At 61.6% G+C, this 13709-nt stretch carries 16 protein-coding genes; 8 read left to right on the top strand and 8 right to left on the bottom strand.

All coding sequences use genetic code 11. From position 1 onward, the window contains the following. Positions 1-37: 37 nt before the first annotated feature. From PSH76_RS07460 to PSH76_RS07470, 3 genes are read left to right on the top strand one after another with little or no spacing between them, the layout of a single operon-like run. Positions 38-1330, top strand: coding sequence for a CitMHS family transporter (locus tag PSH76_RS07460; RefSeq protein ID WP_098950763.1), 1293 nt, complete (start codon positions 38-40; stop codon positions 1328-1330). Position 1331: 1 nt separating this feature from the next. Continuing rightward, positions 1332-2657, top strand: coding sequence for an acyclic terpene utilization AtuA family protein (locus tag PSH76_RS07465; protein WP_138762437.1), 1326 nt, complete (start codon positions 1332-1334; stop codon positions 2655-2657). After that, the gene (locus tag PSH76_RS07470; RefSeq protein ID WP_138762436.1) at positions 2654-2974 is read left to right on the top strand and encodes a hypothetical protein; all 321 of its coding nucleotides are present in this window, start codon (positions 2654-2656) and stop codon (positions 2972-2974) included. The genes PSH76_RS07465 and PSH76_RS07470 overlap by 4 nt, the downstream gene beginning before the upstream one ends. A 573-nt stretch (positions 2975-3547) precedes the next feature. Here the strand turns inward: PSH76_RS07470 and PSH76_RS07475 are convergent. The 5 genes from PSH76_RS07475 to PSH76_RS07495 all read right to left on the bottom strand — a co-directional run bounded on the left by PSH76_RS07475 (position 3548) and on the right by PSH76_RS07495 (position 6325). Next, positions 3548-3919, bottom strand: coding sequence for a glutathione S-transferase N-terminal domain-containing protein (locus PSH76_RS07475; RefSeq protein WP_003192799.1), 372 nt, complete (start codon positions 3917-3919; stop codon positions 3548-3550). A gap of 101 nt (positions 3920-4020) precedes the next feature. Then, positions 4021-4566: a GTP cyclohydrolase I FolE gene (folE, locus tag PSH76_RS07480; protein ID WP_003192797.1), complete on the bottom strand. Its 546-nt coding sequence runs from the start codon at positions 4564-4566 to the stop codon at positions 4021-4023. Positions 4567-4644: 78 nt separating this feature from the next. Beyond that, positions 4645-5202 (bottom strand): Smr/MutS family protein, encoded by a 558-nt coding sequence (locus PSH76_RS07485; protein ID WP_003192796.1) that lies wholly within the window; start codon positions 5200-5202, stop codon positions 4645-4647. A gap of 75 nt (positions 5203-5277) precedes the next feature. Further along, complete coding sequence (locus tag PSH76_RS07490) at positions 5278-5598, bottom strand: hypothetical protein (protein WP_032896015.1); 321 nt, start codon at positions 5596-5598, stop codon at positions 5278-5280. Between the two features lie 136 nt (positions 5599-5734). Then, positions 5735-6325, bottom strand: coding sequence for a cysteine hydrolase family protein (locus PSH76_RS07495; protein ID WP_003192792.1), 591 nt, complete (start codon positions 6323-6325; stop codon positions 5735-5737). Positions 6326-6564: 239 nt separating this feature from the next. Between PSH76_RS07495 and prmB the strand changes: the two genes are divergently transcribed. Continuing rightward, positions 6565-7473 carry a 50S ribosomal protein L3 N(5)-glutamine methyltransferase gene (gene prmB / locus PSH76_RS07500; protein WP_047711471.1) on the top strand — a complete coding sequence of 303 codons (909 nt, stop codon included), beginning with the start codon at positions 6565-6567 and terminating at the stop codon, positions 7471-7473. A gap of 534 nt (positions 7474-8007) precedes the next feature. Here prmB and PSH76_RS07505 read toward each other — a convergent pair. Further along, complete coding sequence (locus PSH76_RS07505; RefSeq protein WP_032896017.1) at positions 8008-8811, bottom strand: hypothetical protein; 804 nt, start codon at positions 8809-8811, stop codon at positions 8008-8010. Positions 8812-8910: 99 nt separating this feature from the next. Beyond that, entirely contained in the window at positions 8911-9873 is a 963-nt protein-coding gene (locus tag PSH76_RS07510; protein ID WP_305493820.1) for an alpha/beta hydrolase, read from the bottom strand. 143 nt (positions 9874-10016) lie between these two features. On the opposite strand from PSH76_RS07510, the gene aroC reads away from it, so the two are divergent. The 4 genes from aroC to PSH76_RS07530 all read left to right on the top strand — a co-directional run bounded on the left by aroC (position 10017) and on the right by PSH76_RS07530 (position 13354). Then, a complete protein-coding gene (gene aroC, locus PSH76_RS07515; protein ID WP_003192786.1) occupies positions 10017-11108 on the top strand; it encodes a chorismate synthase in 1092 nt (363 codons plus the stop codon). Positions 11109-11183: 75 nt separating this feature from the next. Further along, a complete protein-coding gene (locus PSH76_RS07520; RefSeq protein ID WP_305493821.1) occupies positions 11184-12347 on the top strand; it encodes an MFS transporter in 1164 nt (387 codons plus the stop codon). Next, positions 12344-12874 (top strand): acireductone dioxygenase, encoded by a 531-nt coding sequence (locus tag PSH76_RS07525; RefSeq protein ID WP_278917578.1) that lies wholly within the window; start codon positions 12344-12346, stop codon positions 12872-12874. Before PSH76_RS07520 ends, PSH76_RS07525 begins: the two co-directional genes overlap by 4 nt. 210 nt (positions 12875-13084) lie before the next feature. Continuing rightward, a complete protein-coding gene (locus PSH76_RS07530; RefSeq protein ID WP_003192780.1) occupies positions 13085-13354 on the top strand; it encodes a response regulator transcription factor in 270 nt (89 codons plus the stop codon). A gap of 59 nt (positions 13355-13413) precedes the next feature. Here the strand turns inward: PSH76_RS07530 and PSH76_RS07535 are convergent, their stop codons facing one another. Further along, positions 13414-13692 (bottom strand): DUF3509 domain-containing protein, encoded by a 279-nt coding sequence (locus PSH76_RS07535; RefSeq protein ID WP_003172952.1) that lies wholly within the window; start codon positions 13690-13692, stop codon positions 13414-13416. Positions 13693-13709: the final 17 nt, after the last annotated feature.

Below are 13709 nucleotides of genomic sequence, written 5' to 3' on the forward strand. Positions count from 1 at the left end.
ACAATAACCGGCCAACCAGGCCGCCCTGGAGTAACCCATGCTCGCAACCCTGGGTGTCATCACCATCCTGTGCCTGCTCGCTGCCGTCATGAGCAAACGCCTCTCGCCGCTGGTGGCCCTGATCGCCTTGCCGATCATCGCTGCACTGCTCGGTGGCTTCGGCCTGCAGACCAGCGCCTTCATCATTACCGGTATCAAGAACGTCGCCCCCGTGGTGGGCATGTTTGTGTTCGCCATCCTGTTTTTCGGGATCATGACCGATGCGGGCATGCTCGACCCCATCATTGATCGCATCCTGCGCACGGTCGGGACCCGTCCTACACGGATTGTCGTCGGTACTGCGACCTTGGCGTTGCTGGTACACCTGGACGGCTCTGGCGCGGTGACCTTTCTGGTGACAGTGCCGGCGATGCTGCCGCTGTATACGCGCCTGGGCATAGATAAACGCATCCTCGCCTGCGTGTGTGCGATGGCCGCCGGGGTCAACTTCCTGCCCTGGACCGGCCCGGTGCTGCGTTCATCGGCGGCGCTGCATGTGCCGGTGGCCGACCTGTTCCAGCCATTGATCCCGGTGCAGATCGTCGGGCTGATCTTTGTCTTCGCCTGCGCCTGGTGGCTGGGCCATCGTGAAGAAAAACGCTTGGGCCTGGGCGCGGGTTCCAGCGTGGAGGCGGTACCGCAACGAGTGCTCAGCGATGACGACATCAAGCTGCGTCGTCCACGGCTGTTCTGGGTCAACCTGATCCTCACTGTGCTGGTGATGGTGGTAATGATCGCCGGCTGGGTCGACCCGGTGGTGATGTTCATGCTCGGCACGGTGGTTGCGTTGTGCATCAACTACCCCAACGTCGACGCCCAGCGTGCGCGCATCGATGCCCATGCGAAAACCGCGCTGACCATGGCCAGTATCCTGCTCGCCGCCGGGGTATTTACCGGCATCATGCAAGGCACCGGCATGCTCAAGGCCATCGCCGAAGTGGCGGTGGCGCAGATCCCGGCGGGCCACGGCAAATTGATCCCGGCCGTCGTGGGTTTTTTGTCCATGCCCCTGAGCATGTTGTTTGACCCCGATTCCTACTATTTCGGTGTGATGCCGGTGATCGCCGAGGTCGGCAAGGCCCTGGGCGTCGACCCGCTGCAAGTGGCCCAGGCTTCGCTGCTGGGTGTGCACACCACCGGTTTTCCGGTCAGCCCGCTGACGCCTGCGACCTTCCTGCTGGTGGGCCTGTGCAAGATCGAACTGGCCGATCACCAGCGCTTCACCATTCCTTTCCTGTTTGCCGCTTCGGTGTTGATGACCCTGACGGCGTTGCTCCTGGGAGTGATTTGAGATGAACACCTTGCGCATCGGCTCCGGCGCCGGCTACTCCGGCGACCGTATAGAACCTGCCGTGGAACTGGCCGAACACGGCGACCTGGATTACCTGGTCTTCGAATGCCTGGCCGAACGTACCATCGCCCTGGCGCAACAGGCGCGTATCAGCGACCCGCAGGGCGGTTATGACCCGCTGCTGGCTGAGCGCATGCGCCGTGTCTTGCCCTTTGTGGGGCAGCGGGTGGGACGTCGACGCCTGCGGGTGATCACCAACATGGGCGCGGCCAACCCGCTGGCGGCGGCCAGGGAAGTACGGCGTATTGCGGGCGAGCTGGGCCTGGGCCTCAAGGTTGTGGCCGTGGTCGGCGATGACGTGCTGCACGCCTTGCCTACCGAGCAGATGCTGGATAACGGCCAGACCGTGGGTGCGCTGGGCGAGCGGCTGATTTCCGCGAATGCTTACCTGGGCGTGGAGGGCATTGTTGAGGCGCTACGCGCCGACGCCGATGTGGTGATCACCGGGCGCGTGGCCGACCCTTCGCTGTTCCTGGCGCCGCAGATGTTTGAATTCGGCTGGGCCTTCGATGATTGGCAGCGGTTGGGCCGGGGCACGTTGGTGGGGCATTTGCTGGAGTGCGCGGGGCAGGTCAGTGGGGGTTACTTCGCCGATCCCGGCTTCAAGGATGTGGAGGATCTGGCACGCCTGGGCTTTCCCCTGGCCGAGGTCGACGCCGACGGCAATGCAGTGATCACCAAGGTGGCAGGCTCCGGTGGGCGGGTCAGCCGCGCGACCTGCGCCGAACAACTGATTTACGAAGTTCACGACCCGGCAGCCTATTTGACCCCGGATGTGACGGCTGATTTTTCCGGGGTGGGGTTTGTCGAGGAGGGCGTGGACCGGGTGCGCGCCCAGGGAGCCAGTGGGCGTGCCCGGCCTGATCTACTGAAGGTCAGCGTCGGTTATCTGGACGGTTGGATCGGTGAGGGGCAGATGTCCTACGGCGGTCCCGGTGCTGTCGCACGGGCCGAGTTGGCGCGGGAAGTGGTGCTCAAGCGCCTGGCGTTGATCGGCGTAAAGATGCAGGACCTGCGCGCCGAGTTGATCGGCATGGACTCACTGCACGGCCCACGCAGCAGCGTCGAGCCTTGGGAGGTGCGCCTGCGGGTCGCCGCCCGGTGTGACGAGCGCGGCGATGCCGTACGGGTTGGCAATGAAGTAGAGACCCTCTACACCAACGGCCCGGCCGGCGGCGGTGGGGCGAGCAAGAGCGTGCGCCAGGTGGTGGCGGTGGCGTCGTTGCTGTTGCCCCGTGAAGCGGTCAAACCGAGGATTGAAGAATGAAACTGCATACGCTGGCCCATTCCCGCACCGGGGATAAGGGCGATACGTCGAACATCTCGATCATTGCCTATCGCGTGCAAGACTATCCGTTGCTGTGCGAACAGCTGACGGCCGAGCGCGTGGCAGCGTTCTTCGCGGATTTACTGGAACCCGGCGCTGAGCCGGTTCGGCGTTATGAATTGCCGAACGTGCAGGCGCTTAACTTCGTGTTGCCGGGCATCCTGCGTGGCGGCGTGACCCGCTCGCTGGCGCTGGATGCCCACGGCAAGTGCCTGGGCTCGGCACTGCTGGATCTAGACCTGGCAATACCGACTTAAGAACACCGCAGAGCAAATGTGGTGGCTTGCCTGCGAAGACGGCCTGAAAGCCAACGCTTATCTACCCGATACCCCACGGTCCAACTGTGGGAGCGGGCTTGCTCGCGAAGGCGGCCTGGCAGGCGACGCAGTTGGATTGTGTACATATCCATTGCTGCGGTAACGGCTACTTAGGGTTCCGCCCTGACGGCGGCTCACTTTTGAAAGGAGCCCAAAAGTAAGCAAAAGGCTCTTGCCCCACCACTCGGCACCTCGCTTAGGCTCGGTGTGCCCGTAATCCGCCAGTGATTTGGGGGGCCGCCGCCACGCGCCATCCATGGCGCGGGGCGGCTAAACCGGCATCCCTGCCGGTTTACCCCCCAAATCCCTGTCGAATTCCGGCCAGCGTGGTTTAACGGGGCGCCTAAGATCAAAAGCAGATCAAGAGCGACTCGCTTCGCATCGTGGAGTGTGTGGCCGGGCGCGGTCAACTGTGGGAGCTGGCTTGCCTGCGAAGGTATCGACTCGGTGTACCTGAATCACCGAGTTGACTGGATCGTAGGCAAGCCAGCCCACATTTGATCGCCGTGTGCTTCAGATCGCAGCGAAGCGCTTGTCCAGATACTCGATGATCACCTTGGAGTCATACATCCAGGTGGTCTGGCCGTTCTCTTCGATGCGCAGGCACGGCACTTTGATCTTGCCGCCTTGCTCCAGCAGGGTCTGGCGGTCCTGTTCGTTGTTCTTCGCGTCCTTCAAGGCCACCGGCACATTCAGGCGGTGCAGGGTGCGGCGGGTCTTCACGCAGAACGGGCAGGCGTGGAACTGATACAGGGTCAGGTCCTTGGCCGCAGCATTGACCTTGGCCTGTTGTTCGGCAGGGCGTTGTTTTTTGCGTGGGCGGGTAAGAAAGTCGCCCGCGATGATGACGTGGCCGAGGCCCACTCGAAGTGCTTTGACGAACATGGCTGAAACCTCTTGCCCATGACTGAGGGGGCGCAGCTTACCTGATTTCTGCAGGCGAAAAAAAACCGGCGATGAACGCCGGTTTTTTCCTGCCTGGCCGGTTATTTGATCAGGCTGAGAAATTCGCTGCGGGTGGCCGCGTTTTCGCGGAACTCACCCAGCATCACCGAGGTGATCATCGACGAATTCTGTTTCTCGACACCGCGCATCATCATGCACATGTGCTTGGCCTCGATCACCACGGCGACGCCCAGGGCGCCTGTCACTTCCAACACGGCGTCAGCGATCTGGCGGCTGAGGTTTTCCTGGATCTGCAGGCGGCGTGCATACATGTCGACAATGCGCGCGACCTTCGACAGGCCCAGCACTTTGCCGCTCGGGATATACGCCACGTGGGCCTTGCCGATAAACGGCAATAGGTGGTGTTCGCACAACGAGTACAGCTCGATGTCCTTGACCAGCACCATTTCGCTGTTGTCAGAGCTGAACAAGGCACCGTTGGTGACTTCTTCGAGTGTCTGTTCATAGCCGCGGCAGAGGTACTGCATTGCCTTGGCGGCACGCTTTGGCGTGTCGAGCAGGCCCTCGCGGGACACGTCCTCGCCGAGTTGGCCGAGAATCTCTGTGTAATTCTGTTCCAGGGACATGAAACTACCTGTGGGATTTTCGCAAAGCGCAAGGTTACGGTGGCGGACACATCGCTGCAAGCCTGACGATGGCACTTGTTACTCGTCGCGCCCTTCCATCATGGTGCGCTTGAGCATCACATACACCGCGCCGGCACCGCCGTGACGGGCCTGGCAGGAGGTAAAGCCGAGCACCTGGGCATGCTGGCGCAGCCAGGTGTTGACGTGGCTCTTGATCATCGGCCGCTTGCCGTCCAGCCGCACAGCCTTGCCATGGGTGACGCGCACGCAGCGAATTTCGAATTTGGTCGCTTCGGCCAGGAAGGCCCAGAGGGTTTCCCGGGCTTTTTCTACGGTCATGCCGTGCAGGTCGAGGCTGCCTTCAAAGGGGATCTGGCCGGCCTTGAGCTTGCGCATCTGGCTTTCCTGCACGCCGTCGCGGGCCCACATCAGTTCATCTTCAGGGCCGACGTCGATCACAAACTGGTCTGACAGGCCGTCCACGGTAGTGGCATCGGTGCGCACGGTCGCGGCCTGGCGCAGCTTGGCGATCTGCGCCCGGTCAGTCTTGGGTTTGCCGGTGTCGGCGCGGTCGTGCTTGATCGGCTTGACGCCGCGCAGCTCGTTTTTGAACAGGGAAAAATCGTCGTCTTGCATGTCAGCCTCCGCGAAGGGCGGGCAGTTTACCTAAATCGCGGCGGCCAGGGCGCAGGAAACGCTATCCAAGCGCCATCAGTCGTGCTTTTTCATCAGGTGAGAGGCGATATTCAACGACAGCGGTTGGCGCATTTTCCGACGGCTGCGACGCCACAGCCACACACCCAACCACAGCACCAGCAAGCCGACACCCAGCAGGAGCGCCGAGCCGCCCGGGCTGGCATTCAGTTCGCCGAGTGCCGGCGAACGTCCAAACAGGCCGGCGCCACCAGCGCCCGCTAACAACAAGCCTACTATCGCCAGCAACGCGGCAATGCACGCTACCAGGCGCAGACGCCAATTGCTCGGGCCCTTGGGGCGCAAGCGACGAGCATCAAAACCATCGGATATCTTCATTCCGACCTTTCCTCCAGGGTATCGGCCCTTCGACCGGAAGATACACAGGTTGTTCCGGGGGGAGGGGTAAATGCGCCAAATGAAAGGGCTTTGCGGATGAGCGGAGCAATAAACACGCCGCTCACCGCCAACGGGATCAGATCAGATCTTTGGCCAGCGCCAGGGTGGCGAAGTTGTCGGCCATGATGGCCATTTCAGTTTGCTGCACGTGCTCGGCGCTCAGGATGCCGCCTTTGTACGGCAGGTCGCGGGTAGCGCAGGCGTCTTCCACCAGGGTGCAGCGAAAGCCCAGGTTCTTGGCCGCACGCACGGTGGTGCTGACGCTGGAGTGGCTCATGAAACCGCAGACGATCAGGTCCAGTGAGCCCAGGTCTTGCAGGTGTTTTTCCAGGCCGGTGCCATGGAAGGCGCTGGGCAGCAGTTTGCCGATGATGGTTTCGTCACCTTCAGGCTCAAGGCCCGGAATGAATTCGCCGCGCTCGCCCTGGGGGTCAAACAGGCCGCCCACGGTGCCCAGGTGGCGCACGTGCACAATCGGGCGCCCGGCACTGCGCGCTGCGGTCACCAGTTGCTTGATGTTCTGCACCGCTGCGTCCATGCCCGAGAGGGCGAGCGGGCCGCTGAGGTATTCTTTCTGGGCGTCGATGATCACCAGGGTCGCATGATTGAGGTTGGCTGCTGCGTAACCGCGACCGCTGAGTTGAAACATCGTCTTTGGAACGGACATTCTGGGGCTCCTGTGAGTGGGGCTTTTGCGACATTGTCCACTGGCTGAGCGCTTCTGTGAATCGCTACTATCGTAAGGTACGCCGTTGCTGGCGTGCAGCCATGTCAAGAGGCAGGCCTGTTTAACACAATGCGGGCAAATTGGATGAAATCCGACGTACGGTGCCAGGTGTTTCGTACATCGTCGGTACAGGTGAAGGCTGTTAGAATCGCCAGTCGTTTTTTCCAGGAGCTTGCCCCGTGATCACTTCCCGCCTGCGCACCTTGCGCGACCATATTCGTTGGGCTGTCAGCCGTTTCCATGGGGAAGACCTGTTTTTTGGCCATGGCACCGACAATGCCTGGGACGAAGCCCGGCAATTGGTGCTGGGCGCCTTGCACCTGCCGTGGGAAATCGCCGACAGCTATTTGGACTGCAACCTGGAAGAAGAGGAAATCTCCCACGTGCAGCGTTTGCTGCATCGGCGTATCCATGAGCGAGTGCCTACCGCATACCTGTTGAACGAAGCCTGGTTTTGCGGCATGTCGTTTATCGTCGATGAGCGCGTACTGATTCCGCGTTCACCGATAGGCGAGCTGATTGAAGACCGTTTTGAACCCTGGCTGGCCCAGCCGCCGGCACGCATCCTCGACCTGTGCACCGGCTCCGGCTGCATCGGCATCGCCTGTGCCTACGAATTCCCGGAGGCCGAAGTGGTGCTGGGAGACCTGTCCTTCGAAGCCCTGGAAGTGGCGAACCAGAACATCGAGCGCCATGGCGTCGACGAGCGCGTCTACACCGTGCAGGGCGATGGTTTTGACGGTTTGCCTGGCCAGCGTTTCGACCTCATTGTGTCGAACCCGCCCTACGTGGATGCCGAAGATTTCGCCGACATGCCCGACGAATACCAGCACGAACCGGAACTGGGCCTGGCCTGCGGTGACGACGGCCTGAACCTGGTACGTCGGATGCTGGCTGAAGCGGCGGACCATCTGACCGAGAAGGGCTTGCTGATTGTCGAAGTGGGTAACAGCCAGGTGCATGTCGAGGCGCTGTACCCGGAAGTGGACTTTGCCTGGCTGGACTTCAAGCGCGGTGGGCATGGGGTGTTTATGCTCACGGCTGAACAGTGCCGTGCGCACCAGGCAGTATTTGCCGCGCGGGTATAACTGCACAAACGCGGTCAATGTGGGAGCTGGCTTGCCTGCGATAGCGGCCTGTCAGCCGACATCTATCTACCTGACACCCCACAATCCAACTGTGTGAGCGGGCTTGCTCGCGAAGGCGGCCTGGCAGTCAACACAGTTGGACCGGGTACATATCCGTTATTTAGGTAACGGCCGCTTAGGGTTCCGCCCTGACGGCGGCTCACTTTGCAAAAGCGGCAAAGTAAGCAAAACGCTCTTGCCCCACCACTCGGCACCTCGCTTAGGCTCGGTGTGCCCGTAATCCGCCAGTGATTTGGGGGGCCGCCGCCACGCGCCATCCATGGCGCGGGGCGGCTAAACCGGCATCCCTGCCGGTTTACCCCCCAAATCCCTGTCGAATTCCGGCCAGCGTGGTTTAACGGGGCGCTTCAGATCAAAAGCAGATCAAAAGCAAGATCAAGAGCGGCTCGCTTCGCATCGTGGAGTGTGTGGCCGGGCGCGGTTAACTGTGGGAGCAGGCAAGCCAGCTCCCACATTGGATCGTATTTCAGTCTGTTAACGGTGCGTGGCAATCCAGATCAACAACCCCGCTTGGAACACCGTAAACGCCACCAGGCAGGTGATGGTAAAGCGCAGCCCGCTGTCTTCTCGCTTGAACTTGGTGACTTTCTCCTCTTCCTTGCGCAGCTTCACTTCCTGCTCCGCCAGGTTCTGCTCGGCCTGTTGCAGCATTTGCGCGGCTTCCAGGATCTCCACGAACTGCACTTTCTCGGTGTTCCAACTGTCCAGCACGTCGCTGACCTTGCCCGGTTGCACATTGCCTTTGAGGTGCTGCACATCGGCGTAGGCCACATCGAAACCTTGGATGCGCAGGAAGTGATCGCGGCGCAGGCGCGTGGCTTCGTTGAGGGCGTCTTTGTTGGCCAGGTCCACGCCGTCGACGCGGTAGTGGGACCACTTCTTCTTCGCCCAGGCAGCGCCTTGGGCCACGAGGAAGCGCCCGATACCGCGGTTGGCCGGCTCGATTTCCAGGCTGTTGCCGGGGCCGAAGTGCACGCGGTGTTTATCGTGATCGACCCAGATATCCAGGTGGTTCTGCTCGCGCCGTACGCGCTGGCCCGGTAACTGGATGACCATGCGCAACAGGCTGTGGTGTTTGTCATGGCGTTCGGCATAGCCGAACTGCACAAAGCGCAATGGCCGTGCGCCGGTGGCGCGGTCGGTGGCCAGTGGGGCCAGGCGCAGCATCTTGAAATGTTCGGCGTGAACGTCGGCCCACGGCAGTGCCGCTGCTGCGCTAGCCTCGGTTGCGGCCGGGGTCTCGGCGGTCGATTCGGGTGTTGTTTCGGTGGTTGTCATGCGGCGCGATCCTGTCCAAGCCCTGCGAGCCGACAGTCTTTTTACTGTCGACTCTGGACTTATCGGCCGTTTTTTCCAGGACTGGAGGCCAATTGCCGCTTAACGGGGTTGAAGTCCTTCGATAAAGCTGACGATACGTTGGCCCAGCTCCGCAGCCAGCGGTAGTTTCGGGTCGTTGTAGGAGGCCAGTTGCTGCTTCACGTTATTGGGCACGATGCGCATCACGTGGTTCATGCCTTCGATCACCGTCAACTGAGCGTCGGGCTTGGCCTGCTTCAGTTGCTGGGCATCGCTTACGCCAACCTGAATATCGTTGGTGCCCTGGATAATCAGCGCCGGCATGTCCAGGCGGGCAAAAGCGGCCGACGGATCGGCGCGGAACAGGCTGATCAGATACGGCTGCACGCTGGGTCGGAAAATGCCTTCCAGCGGGCGCGGCACATCGGCGTCCACCTGGCCGGCCTTGAGGTGATCGAGGATTTCATTGCTGCGCAGCAACAGGGCAGGGGGCAAGTGATCGGCCAGTTGCTGACGGATCACCTGGTCCACCGGGCGGGCGCTGCCAGACAAGGAAATGACCCCGGCCGGTTCCAACTGCGGCGCGGCGTGGGCGGCGACCAGCGCGCCCTCACTGTGGCCCAGCACAATCAGCGGGCCCATGCGCTTGTCGGCCTTGAGCAACTTGCCCCAGGCCACGGCGTCGGCCACATAGGCCTCCAGGGTCAGGTTGCGCTCGTCCGGCGTGGCCGCCAGGCTCGCGGCCACGCCGCGCTTGTCGTAGCGCACGCTGGCGATGTTATGCCTGGCCAGCACCCAGGCCAGGCGCTTGAGGCTGTCATTGCGCGCGCCGTCGGCGCTGTTGCCGTTGCGGTCGGTGGGGCCGGAGCCGGCGATGATCAGCACCACCGGCACCGGTTTATCCGATTGCGGCAACAGCAACGAGCCAAAGAGTTGGCCGCTGCCGGTGTCCAGGCTGATCGGGCGTTGCAGCACCACAGGGGAGGCGGCCTGGGCCACGGCGGTAAACAGGGTGAGGGTGAACAGCAGAACTCGCAGCATCATAGCGCCATCATTGGAGAGGTGCCGGTTGGACCAACGTCTACCGGTAAGGTTTCGAGGATGAACTAGTCGGTTAGCCTGCGTATACTGGCCGCCTTAAGTTATTACGGTTGACTTGATTCAACTGATTTCACGGAGCGCCCTGCATGTCCGGCAATACCTTCGGCAAGCTGTTCACTGTCACCACCGCGGGCGAAAGCCATGGCCCGGCGTTGGTCGCCATTGTCGACGGCTGCCCGCCAGGCCTCGAGCTGAGCCTGGACGACCTGCAGCGCGACCTCGACCGCCGCAAGCCCGGCACCAGCCGCCACACCACCCAGCGCCAGGAACCGGATGAAGTCGAAATCCTCTCCGGAGTGTTCGAAGGCCGCACCACGGGCTGTGCCATTGGCCTGCTGATTCGCAACACCGACCAGAAGTCCAAGGACTACTCGGCGATCAAGGACCTGTTCCGCCCGGCCCATGCCGACTACACCTACCATCACAAATACGGCGAACGCGACTATCGTGGCGGTGGCCGCAGCTCGGCGCGTGAAACCGCCATGCGCGTGGCCGCCGGCGCCATCGCCAAGAAATACCTGGCCACCCAGGGCATCGTCATCCGTGGCTACATGAGCCAATTGGGCCCGATTGAAATCCCGTTCAAGACCTGGGACAGCGTCGAAGACAACGCCTTCTTCTGCCCCGACCCGGACAAGGTGCCGGAACTGGAAGCCTACATGGACCAGTTGCGCCGCGACCAGGACTCGGTCGGCGCGAAGATCACCGTCGTGGCCGAAGGGGTGAAGCCGGGCCTGGGCGAGCCGATCTTTGATCGCCTCGACGCCGAACTGGCCCATGCGCTGATGAGCATCAACGCAGTGAAAGGCGTGGAAATCGGCGCTGGTTTCGCCTGCGTCTCCCAGCGCGGTACCGAGCATCGCGATGAGATGACCCCTGAAGGTTTCCTCAGCAACAACGCGGGCGGCATCCTTGGCGGTATTTCTTCCGGCCAGCCGATCGTGGCGCACCTGGCGCTCAAGGCCACGTCGAGCATCACCACACCAGGCCGTTCGATCGATGTGCACGGCAACCCGGTGGACGTGATCACCAAGGGCCGCCACGACCCGTGCGTCGGCATCCGCGCCACACCGATTGCCGAAGCCATGATGGCCATCGTGCTGATGGACCACCTCTTGCGTAACCGTGGGCAAAATGCCGATGTGCGCGTGAGTACCCCGATACTGGGCCAGCTGTGATCGCCTGGGGCAATGAGCGCGCTTGCTGTGGCGAGCGAGCTTGCTCGCGCTGGGCTGCGAAGCAGCCCCAATAGCATGCCCCAACCACTGCCATACTGGCGCCTCTCCAGCTTCTACCTCTTTTACTTCGCCCTGCTGGGGGCGACCGCGCCGTTCCTGGCGCTGTACTTCGATCACCTGGGTTTTTCCAGCGCACGCATCGGTGAACTGGTGGCCATCCCCATGCTGATGCGCTGCGTGGCCCCCAACCTGTGGGGCTGGATCGGCGATTACACCGGCCGGCGCCTGGCCATCGTGCGGTTCGGCGCGGTGTGCACCCTGGCCAGCTTCTGCCTGATTTTCGTCAGCAAGACCTACGCCTGGCTGGCGCTGGTGATGGCCCTGCACGCGTTCTTCTGGCACGCAGTGCTGCCGCAGTTCGAAGTCATCACCCTGGCCCACCTGCACACGCAAACCTCACGCTACAGCCAGATCCGTCTGTGGGGCTCCATTGGTTTTATCCTCACCGTGGTGGTCATGGGGCGGCTGTTCGATTGGCTGAGCCTGGATATTTACCCGGTGGCGGTCGTGGTGATCATGGCCGGCATCATCGGCGCCAGCCTTTGGGTACCGAACGCGCAGCCTGTCAGCCACGGCAACCGCTTGGCCGGTGAGGGTTTCCTCAAGCAATTGCGCAGCCCAGGCGTGCTGGCGTTTTATGCCTGCGTGGCGCTGATGCAAATGAGCCATGGCCCGTATTACACCTTCCTCACCTTGCACCTGGAGCACTTGGGCTACAGCCGTGGCGTGATTGGCCTGCTGTGGGCGCTGGGGGTGGTGGCGGAAGTGCTGATGTTCCTGGCCATGAGCCGTATCCTTGCGCGCTTTTCGGTGCGCCGGGTGCTGCTCGCCAGTTTCCTGCTGGCCGCGCTGCGCTGGTGGCTGCTGGGTTCATTTGCCGAGGTTTTCTGGCTGCTGCTGGTGGCGCAACTGATGCACGCCGCCACGTTTGGCAGCTTCCATGCAGCGGCGATTGCCTTTGTGCAACGCAGCTTCGGCGACCGCCAGCAAGGCCAGGGCCAGGCCCTTTATGCCGCACTGGCCGGCACCGGCGGCGCGCTCGGCGCCCTGTATTCCGGCTACAGCTGGAACCTGCTGGGGCCAACCCTCACGTTCAGTATCGCCAGCCTCGCGGCCCTGGCCGCCGCCATTATCATTGGCCTTCGATTGCAAGAGCCGAACCAAGGAACCGTGCAATGAGCTATGTAGCCGTCTACTCCATCGCCACCCCGGACACCCCAAACAAAGTGTTGACCCATGCCGACGACATCCAGTCGACCCTGGCCGACCACGGTGTGCGGTTCGAACGCTGGCAGCCCAGCCCACTAGAAAAGGGCGCCACGGATGCTCAAATGATTGCCGCCTACCAGGCTCAGATCAAAGCCCTCGGCTACGCCGCTGTGGAAGTGGTGCGCGTGACCCAAGACCATCCACAGAAGGACGAGTTACGTGCGCAGTTCCTGGGCGAACGTACCTACACTGAAGACGAGGTGCGTTTCTTCATCGCAGGCCAGGGGCTGTTTACGCTGCACATAGGCGACTATGTGTACAGCCTGCGCTGTGAGAAGAATGACCTGCTGATCATCCCGGCCGGTGTACCGCACTGGTTCGACATGGGCGAGAACCCGCACTGTGTGACACTGCGCTTGTTCAACACAGCCCAAGGCAGCGTGCCCTCATTGACGGGCAATGAGATTGCCACACGCTTTCCAGGACTCGATGACTAAGCACAGATAACTGAATGTTCAACCCTGGCAAGTTGGAAGTTGCTGTGGGAAGAAACTTAATTATTTGTAGGGCAAAGCTGTTTGTTCTGTGCTGTGCGCTTTGATTCCACTGATTATGTAACTCTCTGCTTAACGTCAATGTTTATGCCATCTGTCAATAGGAGGAATCCGAAAGGTGGCAGCGCATCAGCAGACATAAAGGAGAGAACAATGAGTGGCCCCGAGGAGACGTATCGCCCGTTGGTTATTGTGCCGACGGCTATCAGAAAACGCCTGAGCTTGTGCGGCAAGCCCCTGACTGCCACAGAGCTGGAAATCCTGCGATGGGCCTCCGAGGGCAAGACGGTCTGGGAAATCAGCCAGATTCGCGCCACCTCTGAAGCCACGGTGAAATTTCATCTGCGCAACATCTACGGCAAGTTGGATGTCACCAACCGTGTACAGGCAAAGAATGAGGCCGCCCGCCAGGGCTTATGTTAACGACATGAAAAAGGGCCGCGACGCTGAGTAGCGTCGCGGCCCTTCTTCAGATGTGTAGCTTAGGCCGAGTGATAAGTCGGCAGCGCAAAGCGGTTCTGGCTTTGCAGCATCGAAATCTGCGGCAGTTCGCTGGCCTGTTCGGCCAAGTCACGACGAATGGCGCTGATCACCCAAGTCAGTTGGTCGGCAGTGTGCAGCTGCTGATAAGAGATCGAGCGCTTGACCTGCTTACCTTCGCTGTTGCGCAGGGTCAACAGGATGCCGCCGTCCGGACGTGGCTGGGTGGTGACGTCGTAGTTGGAGAATACCGAAGCGAATTTATCTTGGATCAGGCTCATGTCTATCAGCTCCATTG

Origin of the sequence: Pseudomonas sp. FP215, assembly GCF_030687795.1 — a bacterium.
In the GTDB taxonomy this organism is placed as follows: Bacteria; Pseudomonadota; Gammaproteobacteria; order Pseudomonadales; family Pseudomonadaceae; genus Aquipseudomonas; species Aquipseudomonas salmasensis.

Coding starts and splice junctions, on each gene's coding strand:
- PSH76_RS07460 (WP_098950763.1), top strand. CDS start 38: ATGCTCGCAACCCTGGGTGTCATCACCATCCTGTGCCTGCTCGCTGCC.
- PSH76_RS07465 (WP_138762437.1), top strand. CDS start 1,332: ATGAACACCTTGCGCATCGGCTCCGGCGCCGGCTACTCCGGCGACCGT.
- PSH76_RS07470 (WP_138762436.1), top strand. CDS start 2,654: ATGAAACTGCATACGCTGGCCCATTCCCGCACCGGGGATAAGGGCGAT.
- PSH76_RS07475 (WP_003192799.1), bottom strand. CDS start 3,919: ATGTTCGTCAAAGCACTTCGAGTGGGCCTCGGCCACGTCATCATCGCG.
- folE (WP_003192797.1), bottom strand. CDS start 4,566: ATGTCCCTGGAACAGAATTACACAGAGATTCTCGGCCAACTCGGCGAG.
- PSH76_RS07485 (WP_003192796.1), bottom strand. CDS start 5,202: ATGCAAGACGACGATTTTTCCCTGTTCAAAAACGAGCTGCGCGGCGTC.
- PSH76_RS07490 (WP_032896015.1), bottom strand. CDS start 5,598: ATGAAGATATCCGATGGTTTTGATGCTCGTCGCTTGCGCCCCAAGGGC.
- PSH76_RS07495 (WP_003192792.1), bottom strand. CDS start 6,325: ATGTCCGTTCCAAAGACGATGTTTCAACTCAGCGGTCGCGGTTACGCA.
- PSH76_RS07505 (WP_032896017.1), bottom strand. CDS start 8,811: ATGACAACCACCGAAACAACACCCGAATCGACCGCCGAGACCCCGGCC.
- PSH76_RS07510 (WP_305493820.1), bottom strand. CDS start 9,873: ATGATGCTGCGAGTTCTGCTGTTCACCCTCACCCTGTTTACCGCCGTG.
- aroC (WP_003192786.1), top strand. CDS start 10,017: ATGTCCGGCAATACCTTCGGCAAGCTGTTCACTGTCACCACCGCGGGC.
- PSH76_RS07520 (WP_305493821.1), top strand. CDS start 11,184: ATGCCCCAACCACTGCCATACTGGCGCCTCTCCAGCTTCTACCTCTTT.
- PSH76_RS07525 (WP_278917578.1), top strand. CDS start 12,344: ATGAGCTATGTAGCCGTCTACTCCATCGCCACCCCGGACACCCCAAAC.
- PSH76_RS07530 (WP_003192780.1), top strand. CDS start 13,085: ATGAGTGGCCCCGAGGAGACGTATCGCCCGTTGGTTATTGTGCCGACG.
- PSH76_RS07535 (WP_003172952.1), bottom strand. CDS start 13,692: ATGAGCCTGATCCAAGATAAATTCGCTTCGGTATTCTCCAACTACGAC.